Raw genomic sequence first — 17,789 nt, forward strand, 5'->3', positions numbered from 1 at the left:
TAAAAGGGTTGTTATTGCCCTCAACAGTGAGGGCAATATCTGTCGCGGTATGGGTTAGATTTTACCGACTAAATCCAGTGATGGCGCTAAGGTATCTTCACCTGGCTGCCATGCGGCCGGGCAAACTTCACCGTCGTGTTCGGCAACATATTGAGCAGCCTGAATTTTACGTACTAATTCTTTCGCACTGCGGCCAATCCCCAAGTCATGAATTTCAGCGACTTTGATTTCACCTTCAGGGTTAATCACAAAAGTACCGCGCAATGCCAAACCGTCTTCTTCAATCATGACCCCGAAATTACGGGTAATTTTGCCGGTTGGGTCACCAATCATCGGAAATTGGATCTTACCGATAGTGTCTGAAGAATCATGCCATGCCTTGTGAGTAAAGTGAGTATCGGTTGATACTGAATAGACCTCTACTCCCATCCCTTTTAGTTGCTCATAGTAGTCAGCCATATCACCTAATTCAGTTGGGCAAACAAAGGTGAAATCGGCAGGATAGAACATCACCACTGACCACTTGCCAGCCAAATCGGCATCAGAGACTTCAATAAACTCACCGTTATGAAAAGCGGTTGCGTTAAACGGAAGTATTTTGCTATTAATAATGGATTGATTCATTTTAATTTTCCTTTTATGGGTTGATTTAAAGTTTACGTCTTACGTTGGAACCCATATTAATGACCTGACCGCGATTCGTATAATTGATTGTTTATATAACATTGATAGTTATTACCTATTAAAAATAACCCATAGCATTTCCACACAGTTCAAAGGTGTCTGCGCATGACGCAAGTTTGTTTTAACGAAGTCTCCGCCCAATTCAATCAGCACTTTATGCTCAAAGATATAAATTGGCAGATTACATCCGGCCAGCACTGGGCCATTGTAGGAGCCAACGGTAGTGGTAAATCTGCATTAGCCGCATTAATGGCGGGAGCCGGTGAAGTAATAGAAGGCGAGGTTTCACTTAGCTTGGATAGCACCGCTATCGTTTCTAGCGAATCACTAAAAGCGTTACTTGAACAAGAACGCAAAAAAGACGATGCGGATATACTGGACGTTATACCGGTAGGAACGACTGTTAGAGAACTTATCTTTAATGCAGAAACCCCGGCGACCCCAGCTAATGCAGAACTGTTTGAACAACTTATTGAACTGTTTAACTTTAACCATTTGCTGGAACGAAGCTTTACCGCGTTATCCACCGGTGAAACACGCAAACTATTGCTAATAAGAGCCCTAATTAATCGCCCCGAGTTACTCATCATCGATGAACCCTATGACGGGTTGGATAGCACCACCAGTATAAAACTGGCTGACTTACTACAAAAAATGAGTAGTCAAATTACATTCGTACTGATATTTAACCGCTTTGATGAAATACCCGATTTTATTAGCCATTTTGCTTACATGCAGCACGGCACATTGCGTTTGCAAATAGAACGGCAGGAACAACAACAATTCGAACACCTTTATCAATTACTCCATCTGAAAACCACCGATTTGGCACTTCCGTCAATGGATAACAGTACACAACGTCCAGCAGCACTTGATCCTGAGCTGCCACTGGTACGAATGAAAAATATCGCGGTGCGTTATGGTGAACAAACTATCTTCGAAAAACTGGACTGGACAATCCATGCCGGTCAACATTGGCAACTGAGTGGGCCGAATGGCTCGGGTAAAACCTGTTTATTGAATATGATTACTGGCGATCATCCACAATGCTATTCCAATGATATTTTTGTGTTTGGATTTCAGCGTGGCAGTGGTGAAAGCATTTGGCAGATCAAGCAATATATTGGCTTTATTTCCAATTCACTACATTTGCAATATCGGGTGAATAGTAGCGTTAAACACAGCATTATTTCAGGCTTTTATGACAGTATTGGTTTGTACAATACGCCCACAAGGCAGCAAATACAGATTGCTGAACAATGGCTTGAATTGCTCGGCTTAAGCCACTATGCCAACCACAGTTTTCAGCAAATGTCCTTTGGTGATCAGCGTCTTATTCTGATTGCACGAGCGATGATCAAACATCCTACATTATTGATTTTGGATGAACCTTGTTTAGGGCTGGATGATATCAATCGCCAGCGTGTGTTGGCACTGATTGAGCATATATGCACCGCCGAGCAAACCACGGTGCTATATGTTAACCATCATGCTGAAGATAAGATTGCCGGAATAGATCATCACCTTGAGATGAGCCACTACAATTAGTCGGCTAAAAAACGGATGATATGCTGATTCACTTCCTGGCTATGACTTATGGGCGCCATGTGTCCACCAGAGGTGAGTTGTCGTTGTCCATTCGGCAACGTATTCATTAATGCATGCACAACAGCCTCTGCGCTATGACGCGTCTGCTCGCCATTCAGTATTAATGTTGGCTGCGATATCCGGGCATAATCTTTTAACTGATAGGATTCCCCAAGCAAAGCGGTAAAATCAAGCACACCTTTATATACGCGAGTGAGTAATTGTTGTTGAATTGGTTGGGGAATACTGGCGAAATAACCTGCCCCATTCCAATAATCCAGAAACGATTCTGCGGCCGCAAAATCTGACATATGACGCATCGAATTACCCAGGCTTACCACTTCTTGCCGGCCGGGATCATCGGCGGATAACAAATGGAATGCCACAGGCTCAAAGATCACTAGTCGGTTCACTTTTTCAGGATGCTCATAGGTCAGTTTTAATGCGGTAGCCCCACCATAGGAATGGCCGACCAAATCAAATTGATCAATGTTAAGTTCGGCTAAAATCGCCTCTATTCGCTGAGTTTCCTGTTGAAGGGAAAAGGGACAGGACAAATCCGGCCGCGGAGCCTTACCATAACCTAGCAAGTCAATATTAATAATTTGACGAAATCCAACTAACTGTTCTACCAGTTTTGCCCACTGTTTTGCACTACTCATAGAGCTATGCAATAAAACCAATGGCTGCCCAGTACCACTGACTTGAACACCATCGAAAATAGTGTGCACATTTTGCTGCATGGTTGACTTGCCTTATAACTAAAATTGTTGCCGACAAAATATCGGCAATCCGTCAATGAAAATAAAAAAGCCCACAATATGTGGGCTAGTATCGTTATAAATATGTTTTGTTAACCTAATAAGCTGGCCAAGGTCTGGCTAACTTCTTCAACAGGTTTAGTCCCTTCAATACGATGATATTGGCACTGTGCCTGTTCTGCCTGATTCTTATAGTAACTGACCAGTGGCTCGGTTTGTTCATGATAGATACTTAAACGCTTGCGCACTGTATCTTCCTGATCATCAGGACGAATAACCAGTTCTTCACCGGTTTGATCATCTTTGCCTTCATTGGCAGGTGGATTAAATTCAATATGATAAACACGGCCAGAAGCAGGATGAACACGACGGCCACTCATGCGTGACACAATCACATCATCCGGTACTGCAAACTCAATGACGTGGTCGACTTTGACACCATTTTCCACCATCGCGTCCGCTTGCGGAATTGTACGAGGAAAACCATCCAGTAAAAAACCATTTTGGCAATCAGGCTGGGCTATACGCTCTTTAACCAAACCGATCATCAGATCGTCGGAAACAAGCTTACCTTCGTCCATCACTTTTTTTGCTGCCAGACCAAGTTCGGTCCCCGCTTTAATAGCGGCTCGCAGCATATCGCCGGTTGATATTTGTGGGATCCCGTACTTACCCATTAAAAATTGGGCTTGGGTGCCTTTTCCTGCACCGGGAGCGCCAAGAAGAATGATGCGCATACCGTATTTCCTCTCGCGTATCTCTGTTTATTTTAAACACGGGACTTTACACACTCAATCAACAGGTTACAAGATTATTGCGCACCATATTGGCGCAAAAATTGTGCATATAAAGTTAACTGCGCTTAAGCCATGCTTTTTTAGCCATCAAAGTCCGAAGGTTATCACCTGATAACCTTCGGAAACATTGGTTAATTATTACTGTTTATTTGGCCAAATCCAGTAATAACTGGTTAAGCTTTTGAACAAAGGCGGCAGGATCTTTCAGACTGCCCTGCTCTGACAATGAGGCTTGTTCAAACAATACCTCACTCCATTGAGCAAAACGCGCTTCATCCTGTTCATCAGCCATCAATTTAACCAGTTGATGTTCAGGATTCAGCTCCAAGGTATATTTAGCTTCAGGTACAGGTTGTCCTGCGGCTTCCATTAGCTTAAGCATCTGGGTACTCATACCGTGTTCATCGACGACAACACAAGCAGGTGACCCCGTTAAACGGTGAGTAAACTTAACATCCGTTACTTTGTCACCCAAGACGGTTTTTGCACGCTCCAATACACCTTTAACTTCTTGCTCGGCTTTTTCCTGGGCTTGTTTGCTTTCTTCATCGTCCAGATCACCTAGATCCAGATCCCCACGGCTAATCGACTGCAATGGTTTTTCTGCATATTCCGTTAGGTGCTGCATTAACCATTCATCAATACGATCGGACATTAATAATACTTCAATGCCTTTTTTGCGGAACACTTCCAGATGAGGACTATTTTTAGCCGCGCTATGGCTGTCAGCAGAAACGAAGTAAATTTTGTTCTGACCTTCTTTCATACGGCCAATATAATCATCTAATGAAACAGTCTGCTCGGCCGAATCATTATCAGTCGAGGCAAAACGCAATAATGCTGCAATTTTGTCTTTGTTGGCGTAATCTTCGGCCGGACCTTCTTTAAGTACATTACCGAACTCTTTCCAGAAGGCCTGATATTTATCAACATCATTCTTAGCCATCCGCTCCAACATTTGCAGTACACGTTTGGTACAGCCTTGACGCATGGCTTGAGTTATTTTGTTGTCTTGCAAAATTTCACGAGATACATTCAGCGGTAAATCGTTGGAATCCAATAAACCTTTTACGAAACGTAAGTAGGTCGGCATAAACTGCTCGGCATCATCCATAATAAATACGCGCTGAACAAACAGTTTTAATCCATGCTTTTGATCACGATTCCATAAGTCATAAGGGGCTTTAGAAGGAATATACAACAAGCTGGTGTATTCGGTTTTACCTTCCACTTTATTGTGTGCCCAATGCAACGGATCGGCGAAATCATGAGAAATATGTTTGTAGAATTCTTTATATTCGTCATCACTGACTTCGGACTTATCACGGTTCCACAATGCAGTAGCTTTATTGACCGATTCCCAATGGGCAGGAACCGCAGGTATTTTTTCACCTTCTTCACCGTCTGGTCCCTTAGGCCCCTCTCTCTCTGGGACTTCTTCTTTGTACATCTGTACCGGAATGCTGATGTGGTCGGAATATTTCCCCACAATCGAACGTAAACGCCAGTCGTCTAAAAATTCGTGTTCTTCTTCACGCAGATGCAAAATAATTTCAGTGCCACGATCCGCCTTTTCAATATCGGCTACCGTGAATTCCCCTTCACCGGCTGACGTCCATTCAACCCCTTGGCTAGCATCCGCGCCTGCCGCACGACTTCTAACCGTGACATTATCGGCAACAATAAATGAAGAATAGAAACCAACACCAAATTGCCCGATCAATTGTGAATCTTTGGCTTGATCACCAGATAACTGGCCAAAGAATTCTTTAGTACCTGACTTGGCAATCGTACCGAGATGCTCAATGACTTCGTCACGTGTCATTCCGATGCCATTGTCAGCAATGGTAATAGTACCAGCGTCTTTATTCACCGAAATACGTACACGTAGTTCGCCATCATTTTCGTAAAGAGCATCATTGGAAAGAGCACGAAAACGCAACTTATCGGCGGCATCGGCGGCATTGGACACGAGTTCACGAAGGAAGATCTCTTTATTAGAATAAAGAGAGTGGATCATCAGTTGTAGAAGTTGTTTTACTTCAGTCTGAAAACCATGGGTTTCTTGATGGGCTACTTCAGCCATAGCAATTGTTCTCCTGCTGCATTGCTTAATTGAATTACAAGCTAGGAGATAAGGGCAGGCTAATTTTTTTCAAGCTAGGAGCGCTAAAAATAGTGATAAAAGAGTAAGCTGATTAGCTCTCCTCAGCAATCCAATTTTTTAAAAGCTTTTTCGACCGGCAAATGCATGAGTTAAAGTGTTGCCATCGATAAACTCAAGTTCACCACCAAATGGCACACCATGAGCTATTCGGCTGGCGGCAACATTATTATCCCGGCAAATATCAGCAATGTAATGGGCAGTGGCTTCACCTTCAACAGTCGGATTGGTAGCCAGAATCACTTCTTCAATATCTTGCTGTTGCAAAATAGTCGCCAGTTCGTCTAAACCAATATCATTTGGACCAATCCCATCAATAGGAGATAAATGCCCCATTAACACAAAGTAACGCCCTTTGAATTCTGAGGTTTGCTCTATCGCTAACATGTCCTGAGGCGACTCAACAATACACATAAAACGACTTTGCCCCCGCACCGGGTCTACACAAATATCGCATAAACGACTTTCGGTAAATGTGCGACATTGCTGACAATGCTGCACATGTTCCATGGCATTATGCAATGTTTGGCTAAGAGTCAATGCGCCTTGTCTATTGCGCTCCAGCAAGTGAAAAGCCATTCGCTGAGCACTCTTTTGCCCCACACCGGGTAAACATTTTAAACTGGTAATCAATTCAGTAATCAGTGGACTAAATTTCATTGGGGCTCATCGGTTGCTGATAATGGTGATAATGACTTGGCTTAAAACGGCATTTTAAAACCTGGTGGCATTTGCATTCCACCGGTGACACTAGCCATCTTTTCTTGTGTGGTTTGTTGAACTCGACGCACTGCGTCATTAATTGCAGCGGCAACCAGGTCTTCAATCATGTCTTTATCGTCATCCATTAGACTTGGATCAATCTCCACATGACGCACATTATGATTGCAGGTCATCGTCACCTTAACCATTCCTGCGCCCGCTTCACCAACAACTTCAACACTGGCTAATTCTTCCTGGCTTTTCTGCATGCGCTCTTGCATTTGCTGCGCTTGCTTCATGATATTGCCCATTCCACCTTTAAACATATCTTTCTCTCTTTTGTCTATCGCGGTTCGATGCTGTTTTCGACGATCTGTGCATCGAATTGCTGTTTAAAATATTCAATGTTGTCATCATTATTAATCACATCCTGTGCGTATTGACGACGCATGCTATTAATACTTTGCTGTATTGCAAAGGGTGTATTTTGCGGATTACCAATAGTAACTTGCAATTCAATCGGCTGCTGCCACAACTGAGTCAATGCTGTTTGTAATTGTGCCTGTGCCGTTTCATTACTTAAATGCAACAATGGCTCAGGTAAAGTTAATTGACACAGATTATTATTTTTTTGCATTGATGATTGCAATGCCAGTTGTTTAGTTAATCCACCTACCCCTGTTTGTTCAATCACTTCACTCCAATGATCAAGTTGTTGTGCATGAGTGACTTTTTGACCATCGGGCAAAAACGTTGGAATGGCGATATTAACCGGCACATCAACCGTCTGATTAAGTAGCTCTTGAACATCAATATCAACCTGATCATCTTCGACTACTGCAGGCTTCTGGTTAGCAGAGACTGCCCAGGGTGGTATGTCATTCTGCGGCATATCATCAACAGCTGAAGGCAATATCTGTTGTTCAACGTCAGTAGACGAAAACTCTGAATTACCTGTTATTATCTGTTGAGTATTGGCCACGTCAGGCATATCTGAATACTGCTCTATGCGGCTATCAGTAACGGATCCCGGTCGTTTAATATCAACGGCGGGTTCTACCGCATCAGACTTTTTTGGCTGCGGATCCTCGTTCTGCGTTTGACGCAAGCCTCTTCGCAAGGCCAACAAGTTTTCGGTTTGCGATAATATGGAAGTTGACGAAGACTCATTTGCTACTGCGTCAGTTTGCTCTGTTGAGGAAGTTAATGCAGGCGAGTCAGTTTGGGATTGCATTTGCTCAGCTTGTTGCCAAATATGTTCTTGTTGCTGATTTAACTGTTGCTCATATTCATCGAGTTGTTCGTCATCCACTAACGGTGGTTGTTCGACATTATTCTGATCAACTGAATCTGCCTGTCTTTCTGATGTTTCAATATTTATTGACTGATTGGTTGTAGCATCTGCAGCCGCGGTTTCAGGTGTGGACTCAACCACAGGTTGATGTTCAGCAATAAACTGTGCGGAACTCAATTGACGCTCCGGATTAAAAGCCAGCATGCGTAATAACGTCATTTCCATGCCACTACGACCATCCATTGCATAGGGCAAGTCTTTACGACCTTGTAACGCGATTTGATATAACAACTGAATTTGTTCTGCTGGTACGGAACTAGCCAAATGATAAATAGCTCTGGCAGCGATAGTTTCTAACTTACAGATTTCGGGCACTAATTGAGTTAGCGCAATTTGGTGCAATAAACTGAGTAATTCTGCAAGTAATTGCGAATAGTCAACCGATTGGCTAGCCAAATGGTCTAACTGCGTCATCACTTCTTTACTTTGGCCTTCCAATATCGCCTTGAGTAATTTTAATACCTGATTCTTATCCATTAGGCCAAGCATATCGGTCACAATAGCCAAGCTGACCTGTCCATTCCCTTGAGCGATAGCCTGATCGGTTAAACTCAGTGCATCACGCATACTGCCGTTCGCCGCACGAGCAAGCTGGCTTAATGCTTCGGGTTCCGAAGATAATCCCTCTTCCCCAAGGATATAGCTTAATTGTCCACTAATTTGTTCACGGGACATAGCCTTGAGATTAAATTGCAAACAACGGGATAAAATAGTGACAGGTAACTTTTGTGGATCGGTTGTGGCCAGCAAGAACTTAACGTGAGGAGGCGGTTCTTCCAAAGTTTTTAACAACGCATTAAAACTATGTTTGGACAACATATGCACTTCATCAATGAGGTACACTTTATATTGGCCGCGGGTCGGTTTGTATTGCACGTTATCTAACAATTCGCGGGTATCTTCAACCTTCGTTCTGGAAGCCGCATCGATCTCAAGCAGATCGATAAAGTTACCTTGATCGATTTCAAGACAAGTTGAACAATGGCCGCACGGTGTTGAACTGATCCCCGTTTCACAATTTAGACTTTTAGAAAAAATCCGCGCAATGGTGGTTTTACCCACTCCTCTGGTACCGGTAAATAAGTACGCATGGTGCAGGCGATTATTATCTAACGCATTGGAAATAGCGGTAACAACATGCTCTTGACCGACTAATTGTCTAAAATTTTGTGGACGCCATTTTCTGGCCAACACCTGATAGCTCATCGAGTGACCTAATCGCCTTCAAATTGACATAATGAATAGGCTGTAATGCCTTTCGCTTTTAATGCACGCTCACCACCTAGATCTGGTAATGAGACAACAAAACCGGCATGTTCCACAATGCCACCCATTTTCTGAATAAGTGTCGCAGTAGCGATAATAGTCCCACCGGTAGCCAGCAGATCATCAATCATTAACACCCTCTCTCCCGGATGGATGGCATCTTGATGAATTTCAAGACAATCTTCACCATATTCCAATTGATATGATTGGCTGTGAACGGCACCGGGCAATTTATTCGGCTTGCGTACAGGCACAAATCCAACACCCAGAGCAATTGCCAGCGGCGCACCAAAGATAAAACCTCGTGCTTCCGTACCTACAATTTTATCAAACTGCATATCTTGATATTGGGTTGCAAGCAACTGAATTGTCTGGTTGAAAGCGGCCGAATCAGCCATTAACGATGTCACATCACGAAACTGAATTCCCGGCTTGGGGTAATCAGCTATGGTTCTAATTGACGATTTAACTTGCTCAACGGACATTTAATTCCTCCGTTTATTAAAGATAAAAAACCGTCCAACCACAGATAACATGTAATAGTGGGAAGGCGAGTAATGTCAGTACTGCAATTAGTGCATACTTGAGATTAAACGGATCTTTGAAATTTTGTTCTGCCATGAATCTTTCCTAGCGATTAGTAAGGCGCAAATATTAAAGGAAACACCGGAAAATTAACAGCTGAAATAGCCAACTCAGACTGACTTTATTGAATCACTGACGACCAATACTTGTTGTTGCAGCATTTTCACTACAATCTGCTCTGCCCCCTGATAAACTTGCTCAATGGGTAATGAACTTAGATCCTTAGTTAACGAACTCTGTAATGCCGATAATGTCATGCTTCCATTCTGTTGCAATAGTGTAAGTAAATGAGCAGTTAACGCATTCACTTCAACAAATTGAACTTCATCATCACTATTTCTATACACTACAATATAAACTGATTCTTGTGGTCTATCCGGACGATACTCACTACTGATTTTATGTACCGGAAAAGGATAACTTAATAACCAAGCTAACTCAGAAAAATGCAGTGTTACATTGTTTAGTTTATGGTTGTTATTATCCCACCAGATGATTGGCGTTTCAGTTTGTCTAATACTCACTTCCAACTCAACCCATTCATAATGGGCAAGTTCAACCATGAATACCGGGTCCTCACTTTGTGGTTCATATTCATGTTGCAGAAAATCCACAAATTCACGACTGATATCAACAAAATAAGGTGAACTGCACTGATGTATGGCAAAGAATTGTCGGGCTAATGATTGCCACTGCTCTTGGCTATATAGCGAAGCCAAAACAGGGAAACCATTAGTCAGAAACCCCTGAATATTGTTGAAGAAAAGATCTCGATAAATTTTCATACGTCGATCTTCAATACCAGAGGGTGCGCCGAAACGATCTGGCTGTTTAATATGGCGCATAAACTGTTGCTGAATATCTGTAAAATGACTCATCTATGCGATTAACTTTTTATTAGAATAACGACTTTGCAACTGTCTAATCTTGTCCACTTCCAACATTAAAATATCTAGTGGTGGAATATTAAAATCTCGTTCAAGCAAAGTAGGAAAAACTCCGTGTATTTGATAAGCCTTTTCTAATAGCTTCCAAACCGGCTCAATCACATCAGCCCCGTGTGTATCAACAATTAAATCATCGGCTTCATCGTAGTGACCGGCAATATGACCGTAAGCTATTCGCTCGGTTGGCATCGCTGTCAAAAAGCTTTCGGCATCGTATTGATGGTTAATTGCATTAACATAGATATTATTAACATCTAACAACAACTGACAATCCGCTTCTTCCAATATTGAAATTATAAATTGTTGCTCAGATAATTCCTGCCCTGGGGCGGCATAGTAAGAGACATTTTCCAAAATTAACGGTCGTTCAAGAATATCCTGCACTTGTTTTATCCGCTGTACCACATAACGAATGGCTTCCTCAGTAAAAGGAATTGGCATTAAGTCATATAAATGGCCTTGCCCTGAACAATAACTTAAATGCTCGCTATATAACGCAATATCATGGGTGTCCAAAAACTGCTTAACCTCTTGGACAAAAACAACATCAATTGGCGCTGGCGAACCAATGGAAAGTGATAACCCATGCGTAGTAAAAGCATATTTGGAGGTTAACTGCTTTAGTTGTTTGGCATAATAGCCGCCTAACTTGGACCAATTTTCCGGAGCGACTTCCCAAAAATCGATATTCAACGCGTCATGATTATACAATTCGTTGAGCATATCTCGTCTTAATCCTAACCCGACTCCCTGAATATTTTTATTCATCCCCCTCACCAGAATATCTTGCCCCCTAATATCCGTCTTGCGTTAAATATAAAGGGTCGCAAAGCCGACCCTTTTCCATAACATTGTCAAATTTAGAATTTACTTTTTATCTTCGCCGCAAGAGCCTTCTTTTTTGGCTTTATCAGCACCGCATTTGGCTTCACCACACTTACCTTCTTTTTTCATCTTGTCGGCACCGCACTTGCCTTCTTTTTTCATTTTATCTGCACCGCATTTAGCCTCACCACACTTACCTTCTTTTTTCATCTTGTCAGCGCCGCATTTGGCCTCACCGCACTTGCCTTCTTTTTTAGCTTTATCTTCACCACATTTACCTTCAGCATTTTTATCGGCTTTGTCCCCACCACAATTTCCTTCTGCAGCATTAAGCATATAACCCGCTTCTAGCGGAGCTGCCATAAATGGATTTGCGGTAGCTGAAAAACTAACGGTAGACAAACTGACTACTACCGCTCCGATTGCTGTTGCCACATTGGTTTTATTGATTTGTTTCATGTGATTTTCCTATTTATTGTCGTTTAAATGCGCACCTTGCGAGTGCTCTTAACTATAGACCAGAAGGTTGTTCAATTTATTTCGTTAACAATTAATTAATATTATCAATATCATTAAAGGCTTGGCGATTAAACATCTGTATATATTATCGCCAATTTGAACATAAAATCGATTAACAGGATTCACAATCACGAAGTGATGAATGGAGGGACAACAGAGTTTAATGGAAAAGCAGAATTAAAATTTTACAGGTAGATTAAAAAAGCCCCTTACGGGGCTTTGAATACATTATATTTTTACGCCTTTATTACGGGCTTTTTCCTTTATATAAGGTTCCCAACTTCTTGCGCTGCGCGCTGTTGAGCTATCCTTACTTGCTTCTTTAACATGCAAATAGGCAGACTTATAATCACCTTGGTAAAAGTAGGCTTCCATCAATGCCATATGAATACGGCCAATTTTATCGCTACCTTTCAGTGATTTATTCAATGCAGATATGGCACCTTTATAGTCTTCAGCAGCAAGTAACAACGTACCTTGCTTACGATAAAGATCAGCATCATTGCTTAAGTCAGCAGCCTTGCCATAATAAAAAGCAGCCTTTTTATATTCTCTCGACTGATGAAAGCTATTTGCCATCGACGATAGCACTTTTTCATCAGACTTTATAAAACCTGATTTAGTGTGCTTCTCCAATAAAGTTGCCGCTTTATAGGGGATCTCGTTAGTAGCATATAGCTGAGCCAAAATTTTAACTTGATTTGGCTTCTCCAAATAGCCCTGATTGTAAGCAATTTCAAGAGTAGATAACGCTTTCTTGTAATCCTCAACCAAGAAATAAAACTGGCCTAACTGTACCCACCACTGCTTATTGTCAGGAAAGATACGAACTAATTCTTCTGCTACAGCCACAGTCTGCGGATACATTTTACGTTCGTAAAATGAAGTTAGCTTAAGCAAATATGGATTCTTATTAAGTTTTCCAGCAGCTTTATTCAAGTCAATCGCTTTTTGGGCAGGTTCTACCATTTTAGGTAATTGGCCTGACTCATAATAAGCTTGAGATATTCTTGTATAAACTTCTGCATCTTCCTTACAAGTAAACGACATCCACTTATTGTAAGCAGCTATCGCTCCATCGTAATTCTTATCCATCATTTGCAAATCACCAACCGTCTTTAATGATGCAGCTTGTTCACTGTCATTAAGAATGTCGGCATCAGTTGCACGTTTAAAATAAAACAATGATTTTTTAGGATCGATAGATGCGTACAAACTACCAATAAACTTATCCACGTAAGCTCGGTCAAAGCCTTCAGTTTCTATATCCAACAAAATATCCAGCGCATTCTTTACCCGAAGGTCTTCATTTACTGTTTCATCAGAATAGGCTTCGAATGCCTTCTGCACCTTTTTACCAGCACGCTCACCAATAATATTAGTAGAACTTTTTTGGTAACCCGGGCATACAATGGCTGCAGCCGGAGCTGATGCAGCACTTTTATCCGCTGCAAAAGTTGGCATGGAAACTACAGCAAAACCGAAAGACAAAGCAGAAGTAGCTACCCATTTCTTTAATGAAATTTGTTTACTTTTCATCATTAGGAACCACCCTCCAACTTAAAGTCTAACTGAACTTTCATATTGAATTGTTTTACTGGTTTGCCGTCAACAATCTTAGGCTTATATTTCCAACGACTCAGCGCTCGTCTGGCTTCACGGTCAAAAACACGTTTAGGATCTGCATCGATTACCTCTACGTCATCAACCCCACCAACTTCATTAATAGTAAAAGATAACTGTACCCAGCCTTCTTTACCATCACGAGCAGCTTGCATTGGATACTTGGGTTCAATTCGCACAATAGGTGTAGCTTCACCATCACGCATCATTGCCCCTGGAGCGCCAATATCAACAGAAGCTCCACCAACATCCACACCAGGAATATTGAAAGACAATGCATTATTGTTAGCATCAGCTGTATCCGGTTCAACAGGCTCTAATTTAGGAGGCTGTTGCGGCGGCGGCGGCGGCGGCGGCGGAACCCGATTACGAACTTGAGTACTTGAATCAGGTTCGTTCATCACAATGTCAATCACCGGTGTCGGTGCCGATTCTTCTTGTGGTCTGGACGAGTTAGAAATTAACTCGGCCATCAACACAAACAAAGCAAAGGTAATACCCGCACCTAAAAGTATAGATACTATTAGACGAACCATATTAATTATCCTTTGCTGCTACCGAGATCCTGTCAATGCCAGCTGCTTTGATTTGATCCATAACCTCAACCACATCACCATGCTTAGTTTTCACATCAGCTTGCAAGATAACAACGTCTGTAGGCTGTTCTGCTAACATTCTTTCGAGGTTAGCACGAACACGTTCTACATCTACTTCACGTTTATCCATCCAGATATCACCATTTTCATTGATCGCAATAAAAATGTTAGCGGACTTTTGCTTGGTGGCTTGTTGAGCCTTCGGTTTATTTACTTCTATACCGGCCTCTTTAACAAAAGAGGTGGTTACAATAAAGAAGATCAACATGATGAACACGACGTCAAGCATCGGTGTCATATCAATGGTTGCTTCTTCTTCTTCTGCACGATGTTTACGAGCCATAAAATTCTCTCTTTAATGATGAGGCAAGCTATCGATTAATTTTTCTTTAGAAAGCTTAACTCTAGCTTCCAAGCGTGAACTAAAGAACACGCCAGATAACGCTGCTACCATCCCAGCCATAGTTGGAATAGTTGCCATAGATATACCAGCGGCCATTAATCTCGGATTACCGGTACCTTGCACAGCCATGACTTCAAATACACCAATCATGCCCGTAACTGTACCTAGTAGCCCTATTAATGGACAAATAGCAACTAGCGTCTTAATCAATATCATTCTCTCACTAAGCTTATCTGATGCTTGCGAAATCCATGTATCACGGATTTTATGCGCATACCAGGACTTGGTGTCTGTTCTTGCTTCCCAATCCGCAACAATACGCTTTTGTATTGCTGGAAAAGAGGAAGTCAGAAACCAATAACGCTCAACCATTAATATCCACATGAGGAAGAGCGCTATGGCGACAACGTAAAGAACGTCACCGCCAGCAGCGATAAAATCCCTGACCGATTCCCATAATCCAATCAGGTATAGCATATTATGCTTTCTCCGCCTCTGCGTGAGCAGCGATGATACCAGCAGTCTGCTCATCCAGAATATGTACAATAGATTTTGCGCGACCAGCTACCATGCTGTGTAGAAGTAGTAGCGGTAATGCAGCAATAATACCTTCAGCCGTTGTTACCAACGCCATTGAGATACTACCAGCCATCAATTTAGGGTCACCTGTTCCAAACAAAGTAATTTGCTGGAAGGTTGCAATCATACCGATTACTGTACCCAATAGACCCAGTAACGGCGCAATGGCAGCAAGGATCTTGATGATGTTGGTACCACTTTCAATGCTTGGTAACTCACGTAAAATCGCTTCATCCAGTTTCAACTCCAGATTCTCAACGTCTACGTTTTTATTCTCTTTATAGACATTTAAAATACGTCCTAAAGGATTACCTGAAGAAGGATTTTCAATATTCTTCAATTGAGAACGCATCTTGCCACCGATCAACGTCAATGTGATGATCTTATACAAGGCAATTAATAAACCTAGGAAGAATAAACCAGTGATAACATAACCTGGTAAACCACCTGCATGATAACGTTCCATCATTGTTGCTTTAGCAATCAACAGACCCAAAATCCCGCCGCGAGAAGGATCCGCATAGAAAGGATGAACACCAGAAGTTTCTTTAGAGAAATCAATTGCTGAGTCAGTCATGTAAGAATCTGGTTGACGACCTAAAGGAAGCACTTGCTTGCTTTCAGCGTCATATACTAGATAACCCTCTTCACCGATTAGGTTAAAGGTACCAACACGTACTACTGATTCAGTTTTTGAACCACCGTCAAGACTAACAACTTCAGTATTAAAGCGAGATACTTTACCTGACTCAGTCATTTCAGTTTGAAGTGCGAACCAAAGTTCTTCCAGTTCACTTAAGCTAGGTAAACCTTTAGTTTCAGATGACATTTCTTCAAGGAAATCTGAACGACCAGGGTATTCAGCACTAACAATAGAAGAAGAAATACGACCATAAGCTTCAGCAGATGCTTGACGAACAACACCAAACATTTCGCCTAAAGTACCGGTGGCATTTTTAAGTTCAACTTCTTTATTTGCTAACGTGATTTCATTATCAGCAAATTGTTTGGCTAAACGGTCACCGCGAGCTTGTTCGGCTTTAAGTTCTGCTTGAGCCTTCTTAACCAGAGCTTGTTTATCCGCACGAGCAGAATTAAATTCAGCTTCACGCTTTTGATTAATACGTGCTTCAGAAACACGATTTTTCTTCACTTGATCCAATAATTGATCCAGTGTGTTTGCACTTTGTGCATGAACTGCACTTACAGACAATGCAGCTGTAAGTAAGACAGATTTGAATAATAGTTTCATTCTGATCACTCCGCTGCTTTGATAGGTAATTTAATCAGGTCAAATGGAACCAGTTTTTTCGCCATTTTCACAGCGGTAACAACTGAGCTTATATATTCATCACCTAATTCATCATAAGTGCGAGAGTCATTATTCCATACCCAAGCTGATTTCTGATCAAGTGACAAAGCGACTAAAGCCGTACGGCCTAAGTTAAAGAAATCAACTGAAATTTCTTTACCGTTGAATTCAAGCTTACCTTGATTACTGGTGATTTTAGAACCGTATTCATTTTCAATCTGATAGGCTTCTAACACTTGACGGAATTGCTCAGAAACAGAAACGTTTGAACGTCCCATCGTCTCACGTAAATGGGCAATACGTTCTTTACGCACTTCGTAGTTGATTGGAACATCCAACTCTACAAACTGCTCAAGTGCGTCAATCATACGATACATCAAAGGAACAACACCCTGCTTAGTTTGTTCGATACCGTCGATTTGCTTCTGCAAAGAACTAATACCAGCCTGTTGATCAGCAACAAGTCTAGCTACGTGATCGTTATAGACTTTTAGGTTCTCAGTTTCATCAACAACTGAACGATATTCAACTAGCAGTTCCTGAGTTTGCTCATAGATACTGTCAATTTTCTTTTGAGATTGTGCTGCAGCGGCATGAATTTTACCTTCTTCTTTATGAAGGTCATTTAATGTATCTGCAGAAACAATCTGACTACTTCCCAGTGCAAAGGCACCGATAACAGAAGCAGCAATCATATTTCTTTTGCTTACTTTGGACATAGTTCCCAACCAATTATTTTGTTTTGAAACCTTATCTTACGGCAACAACGCCTAAGCGATAAGGGGCTTATGAAAACGAATTGTTATTGGAGTGTAACACTGCCATTAAATGACAACGTATACGACCGTCGAATATTCACATGGATAGATGTAAATTGTCAAGCCGATAAAATGGAATGAAATATTCTATCCTTGTTTAAAACAAAAACATAAAAAGCTTGCTGCACCAGTATATTTAACTAGCTAATTAATTGATTTGTAATTAAAAATATTTTAAACACTCTCAGATAATATATTAAAAAAAATAAATTTTCGTCTGAAAACAAAATCCGGAAGGATATATTCTTCGGTATTTTAAAATAACGA

The 17,789-nt window shown here is 41.6% G+C and carries 18 protein-coding genes; 1 reads left to right on the forward strand and 17 read right to left on the reverse strand.

The features are described from left to right. Positions 1–54 precede the first annotated feature (54 nt). Positions 55–624 (reverse strand): alkyl hydroperoxide reductase subunit C, encoded by a 570-nt coding sequence (ahpC, locus tag ACTD55_RS02610; protein ID WP_438862746.1) that lies wholly within the window; start codon positions 622–624, stop codon positions 55–57. A gap of 165 nt (positions 625–789) precedes the next feature. Here ahpC and modF point away from each other — a divergent pair, with 165 nt between their 5' ends. Then, the gene (gene modF, locus ACTD55_RS02615) at positions 790–2,232 is read left to right on the forward strand and encodes a molybdate ABC transporter ATP-binding protein ModF (RefSeq protein WP_438862747.1); all 1,443 of its coding nucleotides are present in this window, start codon (positions 790–792) and stop codon (positions 2,230–2,232) included. On the opposite strand, the gene ACTD55_RS02620 is transcribed toward modF, so the two are convergent. The 16 genes from ACTD55_RS02620 to ACTD55_RS02695 form a co-directional block, all read right to left on the reverse strand. Next, positions 2,229–3,014, reverse strand: coding sequence for an alpha/beta fold hydrolase (locus ACTD55_RS02620; RefSeq protein ID WP_438862748.1), 786 nt, complete (start codon positions 3,012–3,014; stop codon positions 2,229–2,231). The two genes, modF and ACTD55_RS02620, sit on opposite strands and share 4 nt — an antisense overlap. A gap of 110 nt (positions 3,015–3,124) precedes the next feature. Next, positions 3,125–3,769 carry an adenylate kinase gene (adk, locus tag ACTD55_RS02625; RefSeq protein ID WP_438862749.1) on the reverse strand — a complete coding sequence of 215 codons (645 nt, stop codon included), beginning with the start codon at positions 3,767–3,769 and terminating at the stop codon, positions 3,125–3,127. A 205-nt stretch (positions 3,770–3,974) separates the two neighbouring features. Then, on the reverse strand, positions 3,975–5,915 hold the full coding sequence (htpG, locus tag ACTD55_RS02630; RefSeq protein ID WP_438862750.1) for a molecular chaperone HtpG: 1,941 nt from the start codon (positions 5,913–5,915) through the stop codon (positions 3,975–3,977). Positions 5,916–6,053: 138 nt separating this feature from the next. Beyond that, positions 6,054–6,653 carry a recombination mediator RecR gene (gene recR / locus ACTD55_RS02635; protein WP_438862751.1) on the reverse strand — a complete coding sequence of 200 codons (600 nt, stop codon included), beginning with the start codon at positions 6,651–6,653 and terminating at the stop codon, positions 6,054–6,056. A 41-nt stretch (positions 6,654–6,694) separates the two neighbouring features. Beyond that, entirely contained in the window at positions 6,695–7,021 is a 327-nt protein-coding gene (locus ACTD55_RS02640) for a YbaB/EbfC family nucleoid-associated protein (RefSeq protein ID WP_438862752.1), read from the reverse strand. 17 nt (positions 7,022–7,038) lie between these two features. Next, on the reverse strand, positions 7,039–9,255 hold the full coding sequence (dnaX, locus tag ACTD55_RS02645; protein WP_438862753.1) for a DNA polymerase III subunit gamma/tau: 2,217 nt from the start codon (positions 9,253–9,255) through the stop codon (positions 7,039–7,041). 8 nt (positions 9,256–9,263) lie between these two features. Further along, entirely contained in the window at positions 9,264–9,800 is a 537-nt protein-coding gene (gene apt, locus ACTD55_RS02650) for an adenine phosphoribosyltransferase (protein WP_438862754.1), read from the reverse strand. Positions 9,801–10,010: 210 nt separating this feature from the next. After that, the gene (locus ACTD55_RS02655; protein ID WP_438862755.1) at positions 10,011–10,778 is read right to left on the reverse strand and encodes an HvfC family RiPP maturation protein; all 768 of its coding nucleotides are present in this window, start codon (positions 10,776–10,778) and stop codon (positions 10,011–10,013) included. Further along, positions 10,779–11,615 (reverse strand): HvfB family MNIO-type RiPP peptide maturase, encoded by an 837-nt coding sequence (locus ACTD55_RS02660; protein WP_438862756.1) that lies wholly within the window; start codon positions 11,613–11,615, stop codon positions 10,779–10,781. It lies immediately after the preceding gene. Between the two features lie 99 nt (positions 11,616–11,714). Continuing rightward, positions 11,715–12,131, reverse strand: coding sequence for an HvfA family oxazolone/thioamide-modified RiPP metallophore (locus ACTD55_RS02665; protein WP_438862757.1), 417 nt, complete (start codon positions 12,129–12,131; stop codon positions 11,715–11,717). 288 nt (positions 12,132–12,419) lie between these two features. Next, positions 12,420–13,655, reverse strand: coding sequence for a tetratricopeptide repeat protein (locus tag ACTD55_RS02670; protein WP_438862775.1), 1,236 nt, complete (start codon positions 13,653–13,655; stop codon positions 12,420–12,422). A 77-nt stretch (positions 13,656–13,732) separates the two neighbouring features. Beyond that, positions 13,733–14,350 carry an energy transducer TonB gene (locus ACTD55_RS02675; protein WP_438862758.1) on the reverse strand — a complete coding sequence of 206 codons (618 nt, stop codon included), beginning with the start codon at positions 14,348–14,350 and terminating at the stop codon, positions 13,733–13,735. Between the two features lies 1 nt (position 14,351). After that, positions 14,352–14,753: an ExbD/TolR family protein gene (locus ACTD55_RS02680; RefSeq protein WP_438862759.1), complete on the reverse strand. Its 402-nt coding sequence runs from the start codon at positions 14,751–14,753 to the stop codon at positions 14,352–14,354. A gap of 12 nt (positions 14,754–14,765) precedes the next feature. Beyond that, the gene (locus ACTD55_RS02685) at positions 14,766–15,290 is read right to left on the reverse strand and encodes a MotA/TolQ/ExbB proton channel family protein (protein WP_438862760.1); all 525 of its coding nucleotides are present in this window, start codon (positions 15,288–15,290) and stop codon (positions 14,766–14,768) included. A 1-nt stretch (position 15,291) separates the two neighbouring features. Then, the gene (locus ACTD55_RS02690; protein WP_438862761.1) at positions 15,292–16,644 is read right to left on the reverse strand and encodes a MotA/TolQ/ExbB proton channel family protein; all 1,353 of its coding nucleotides are present in this window, start codon (positions 16,642–16,644) and stop codon (positions 15,292–15,294) included. A 5-nt stretch (positions 16,645–16,649) separates the two neighbouring features. After that, the gene (locus ACTD55_RS02695) at positions 16,650–17,423 is read right to left on the reverse strand and encodes a DUF3450 domain-containing protein (protein WP_438862762.1); all 774 of its coding nucleotides are present in this window, start codon (positions 17,421–17,423) and stop codon (positions 16,650–16,652) included. Between the last annotated feature and the right edge of the window lie 366 nt (positions 17,424–17,789).

This window comes from Neptunicella sp., from assembly GCF_048268085.1.
In the GTDB taxonomy this organism is placed as follows: Bacteria; Pseudomonadota; Gammaproteobacteria; order Enterobacterales; family Alteromonadaceae; genus Neptunicella.

What these genes read in the sequence shown, in the direction of transcription:
- ahpC (WP_438862746.1), bottom strand. Translation starts at nt 624, where the DNA reads ATGAATCAATCCATTATTAATAGCAAAATACTTCCGTTTAACGCAACC.
- modF (WP_438862747.1), top strand. Translation starts at nt 790, where the DNA reads ATGACGCAAGTTTGTTTTAACGAAGTCTCCGCCCAATTCAATCAGCAC.
- ACTD55_RS02620 (WP_438862748.1), bottom strand. Translation starts at nt 3,014, where the DNA reads ATGCAGCAAAATGTGCACACTATTTTCGATGGTGTTCAAGTCAGTGGT.
- adk (WP_438862749.1), bottom strand. Translation starts at nt 3,769, where the DNA reads ATGCGCATCATTCTTCTTGGCGCTCCCGGTGCAGGAAAAGGCACCCAA.
- htpG (WP_438862750.1), bottom strand. Translation starts at nt 5,915, where the DNA reads ATGGCTGAAGTAGCCCATCAAGAAACCCATGGTTTTCAGACTGAAGTA.
- recR (WP_438862751.1), bottom strand. Translation starts at nt 6,653, where the DNA reads ATGAAATTTAGTCCACTGATTACTGAATTGATTACCAGTTTAAAATGT.
- ACTD55_RS02640 (WP_438862752.1), bottom strand. Translation starts at nt 7,021, where the DNA reads ATGTTTAAAGGTGGAATGGGCAATATCATGAAGCAAGCGCAGCAAATG.
- dnaX (WP_438862753.1), bottom strand. Translation starts at nt 9,255, where the DNA reads ATGAGCTATCAGGTGTTGGCCAGAAAATGGCGTCCACAAAATTTTAGA.
- apt (WP_438862754.1), bottom strand. Translation starts at nt 9,800, where the DNA reads ATGTCCGTTGAGCAAGTTAAATCGTCAATTAGAACCATAGCTGATTAC.
- ACTD55_RS02655 (WP_438862755.1), bottom strand. Translation starts at nt 10,778, where the DNA reads ATGAGTCATTTTACAGATATTCAGCAACAGTTTATGCGCCATATTAAA.
- ACTD55_RS02660 (WP_438862756.1), bottom strand. Translation starts at nt 11,615, where the DNA reads ATGAATAAAAATATTCAGGGAGTCGGGTTAGGATTAAGACGAGATATG.
- ACTD55_RS02665 (WP_438862757.1), bottom strand. Translation starts at nt 12,131, where the DNA reads ATGAAACAAATCAATAAAACCAATGTGGCAACAGCAATCGGAGCGGTA.
- ACTD55_RS02670 (WP_438862775.1), bottom strand. Translation starts at nt 13,655, where the DNA reads ATGCCAACTTTTGCAGCGGATAAAAGTGCTGCATCAGCTCCGGCTGCA.
- ACTD55_RS02675 (WP_438862758.1), bottom strand. Translation starts at nt 14,350, where the DNA reads ATGGTTCGTCTAATAGTATCTATACTTTTAGGTGCGGGTATTACCTTT.
- ACTD55_RS02680 (WP_438862759.1), bottom strand. Translation starts at nt 14,753, where the DNA reads ATGGCTCGTAAACATCGTGCAGAAGAAGAAGAAGCAACCATTGATATG.
- ACTD55_RS02685 (WP_438862760.1), bottom strand. Translation starts at nt 15,290, where the DNA reads ATGCTATACCTGATTGGATTATGGGAATCGGTCAGGGATTTTATCGCT.
- ACTD55_RS02690 (WP_438862761.1), bottom strand. Translation starts at nt 16,644, where the DNA reads ATGAAACTATTATTCAAATCTGTCTTACTTACAGCTGCATTGTCTGTA.
- ACTD55_RS02695 (WP_438862762.1), bottom strand. Translation starts at nt 17,423, where the DNA reads ATGTCCAAAGTAAGCAAAAGAAATATGATTGCTGCTTCTGTTATCGGT.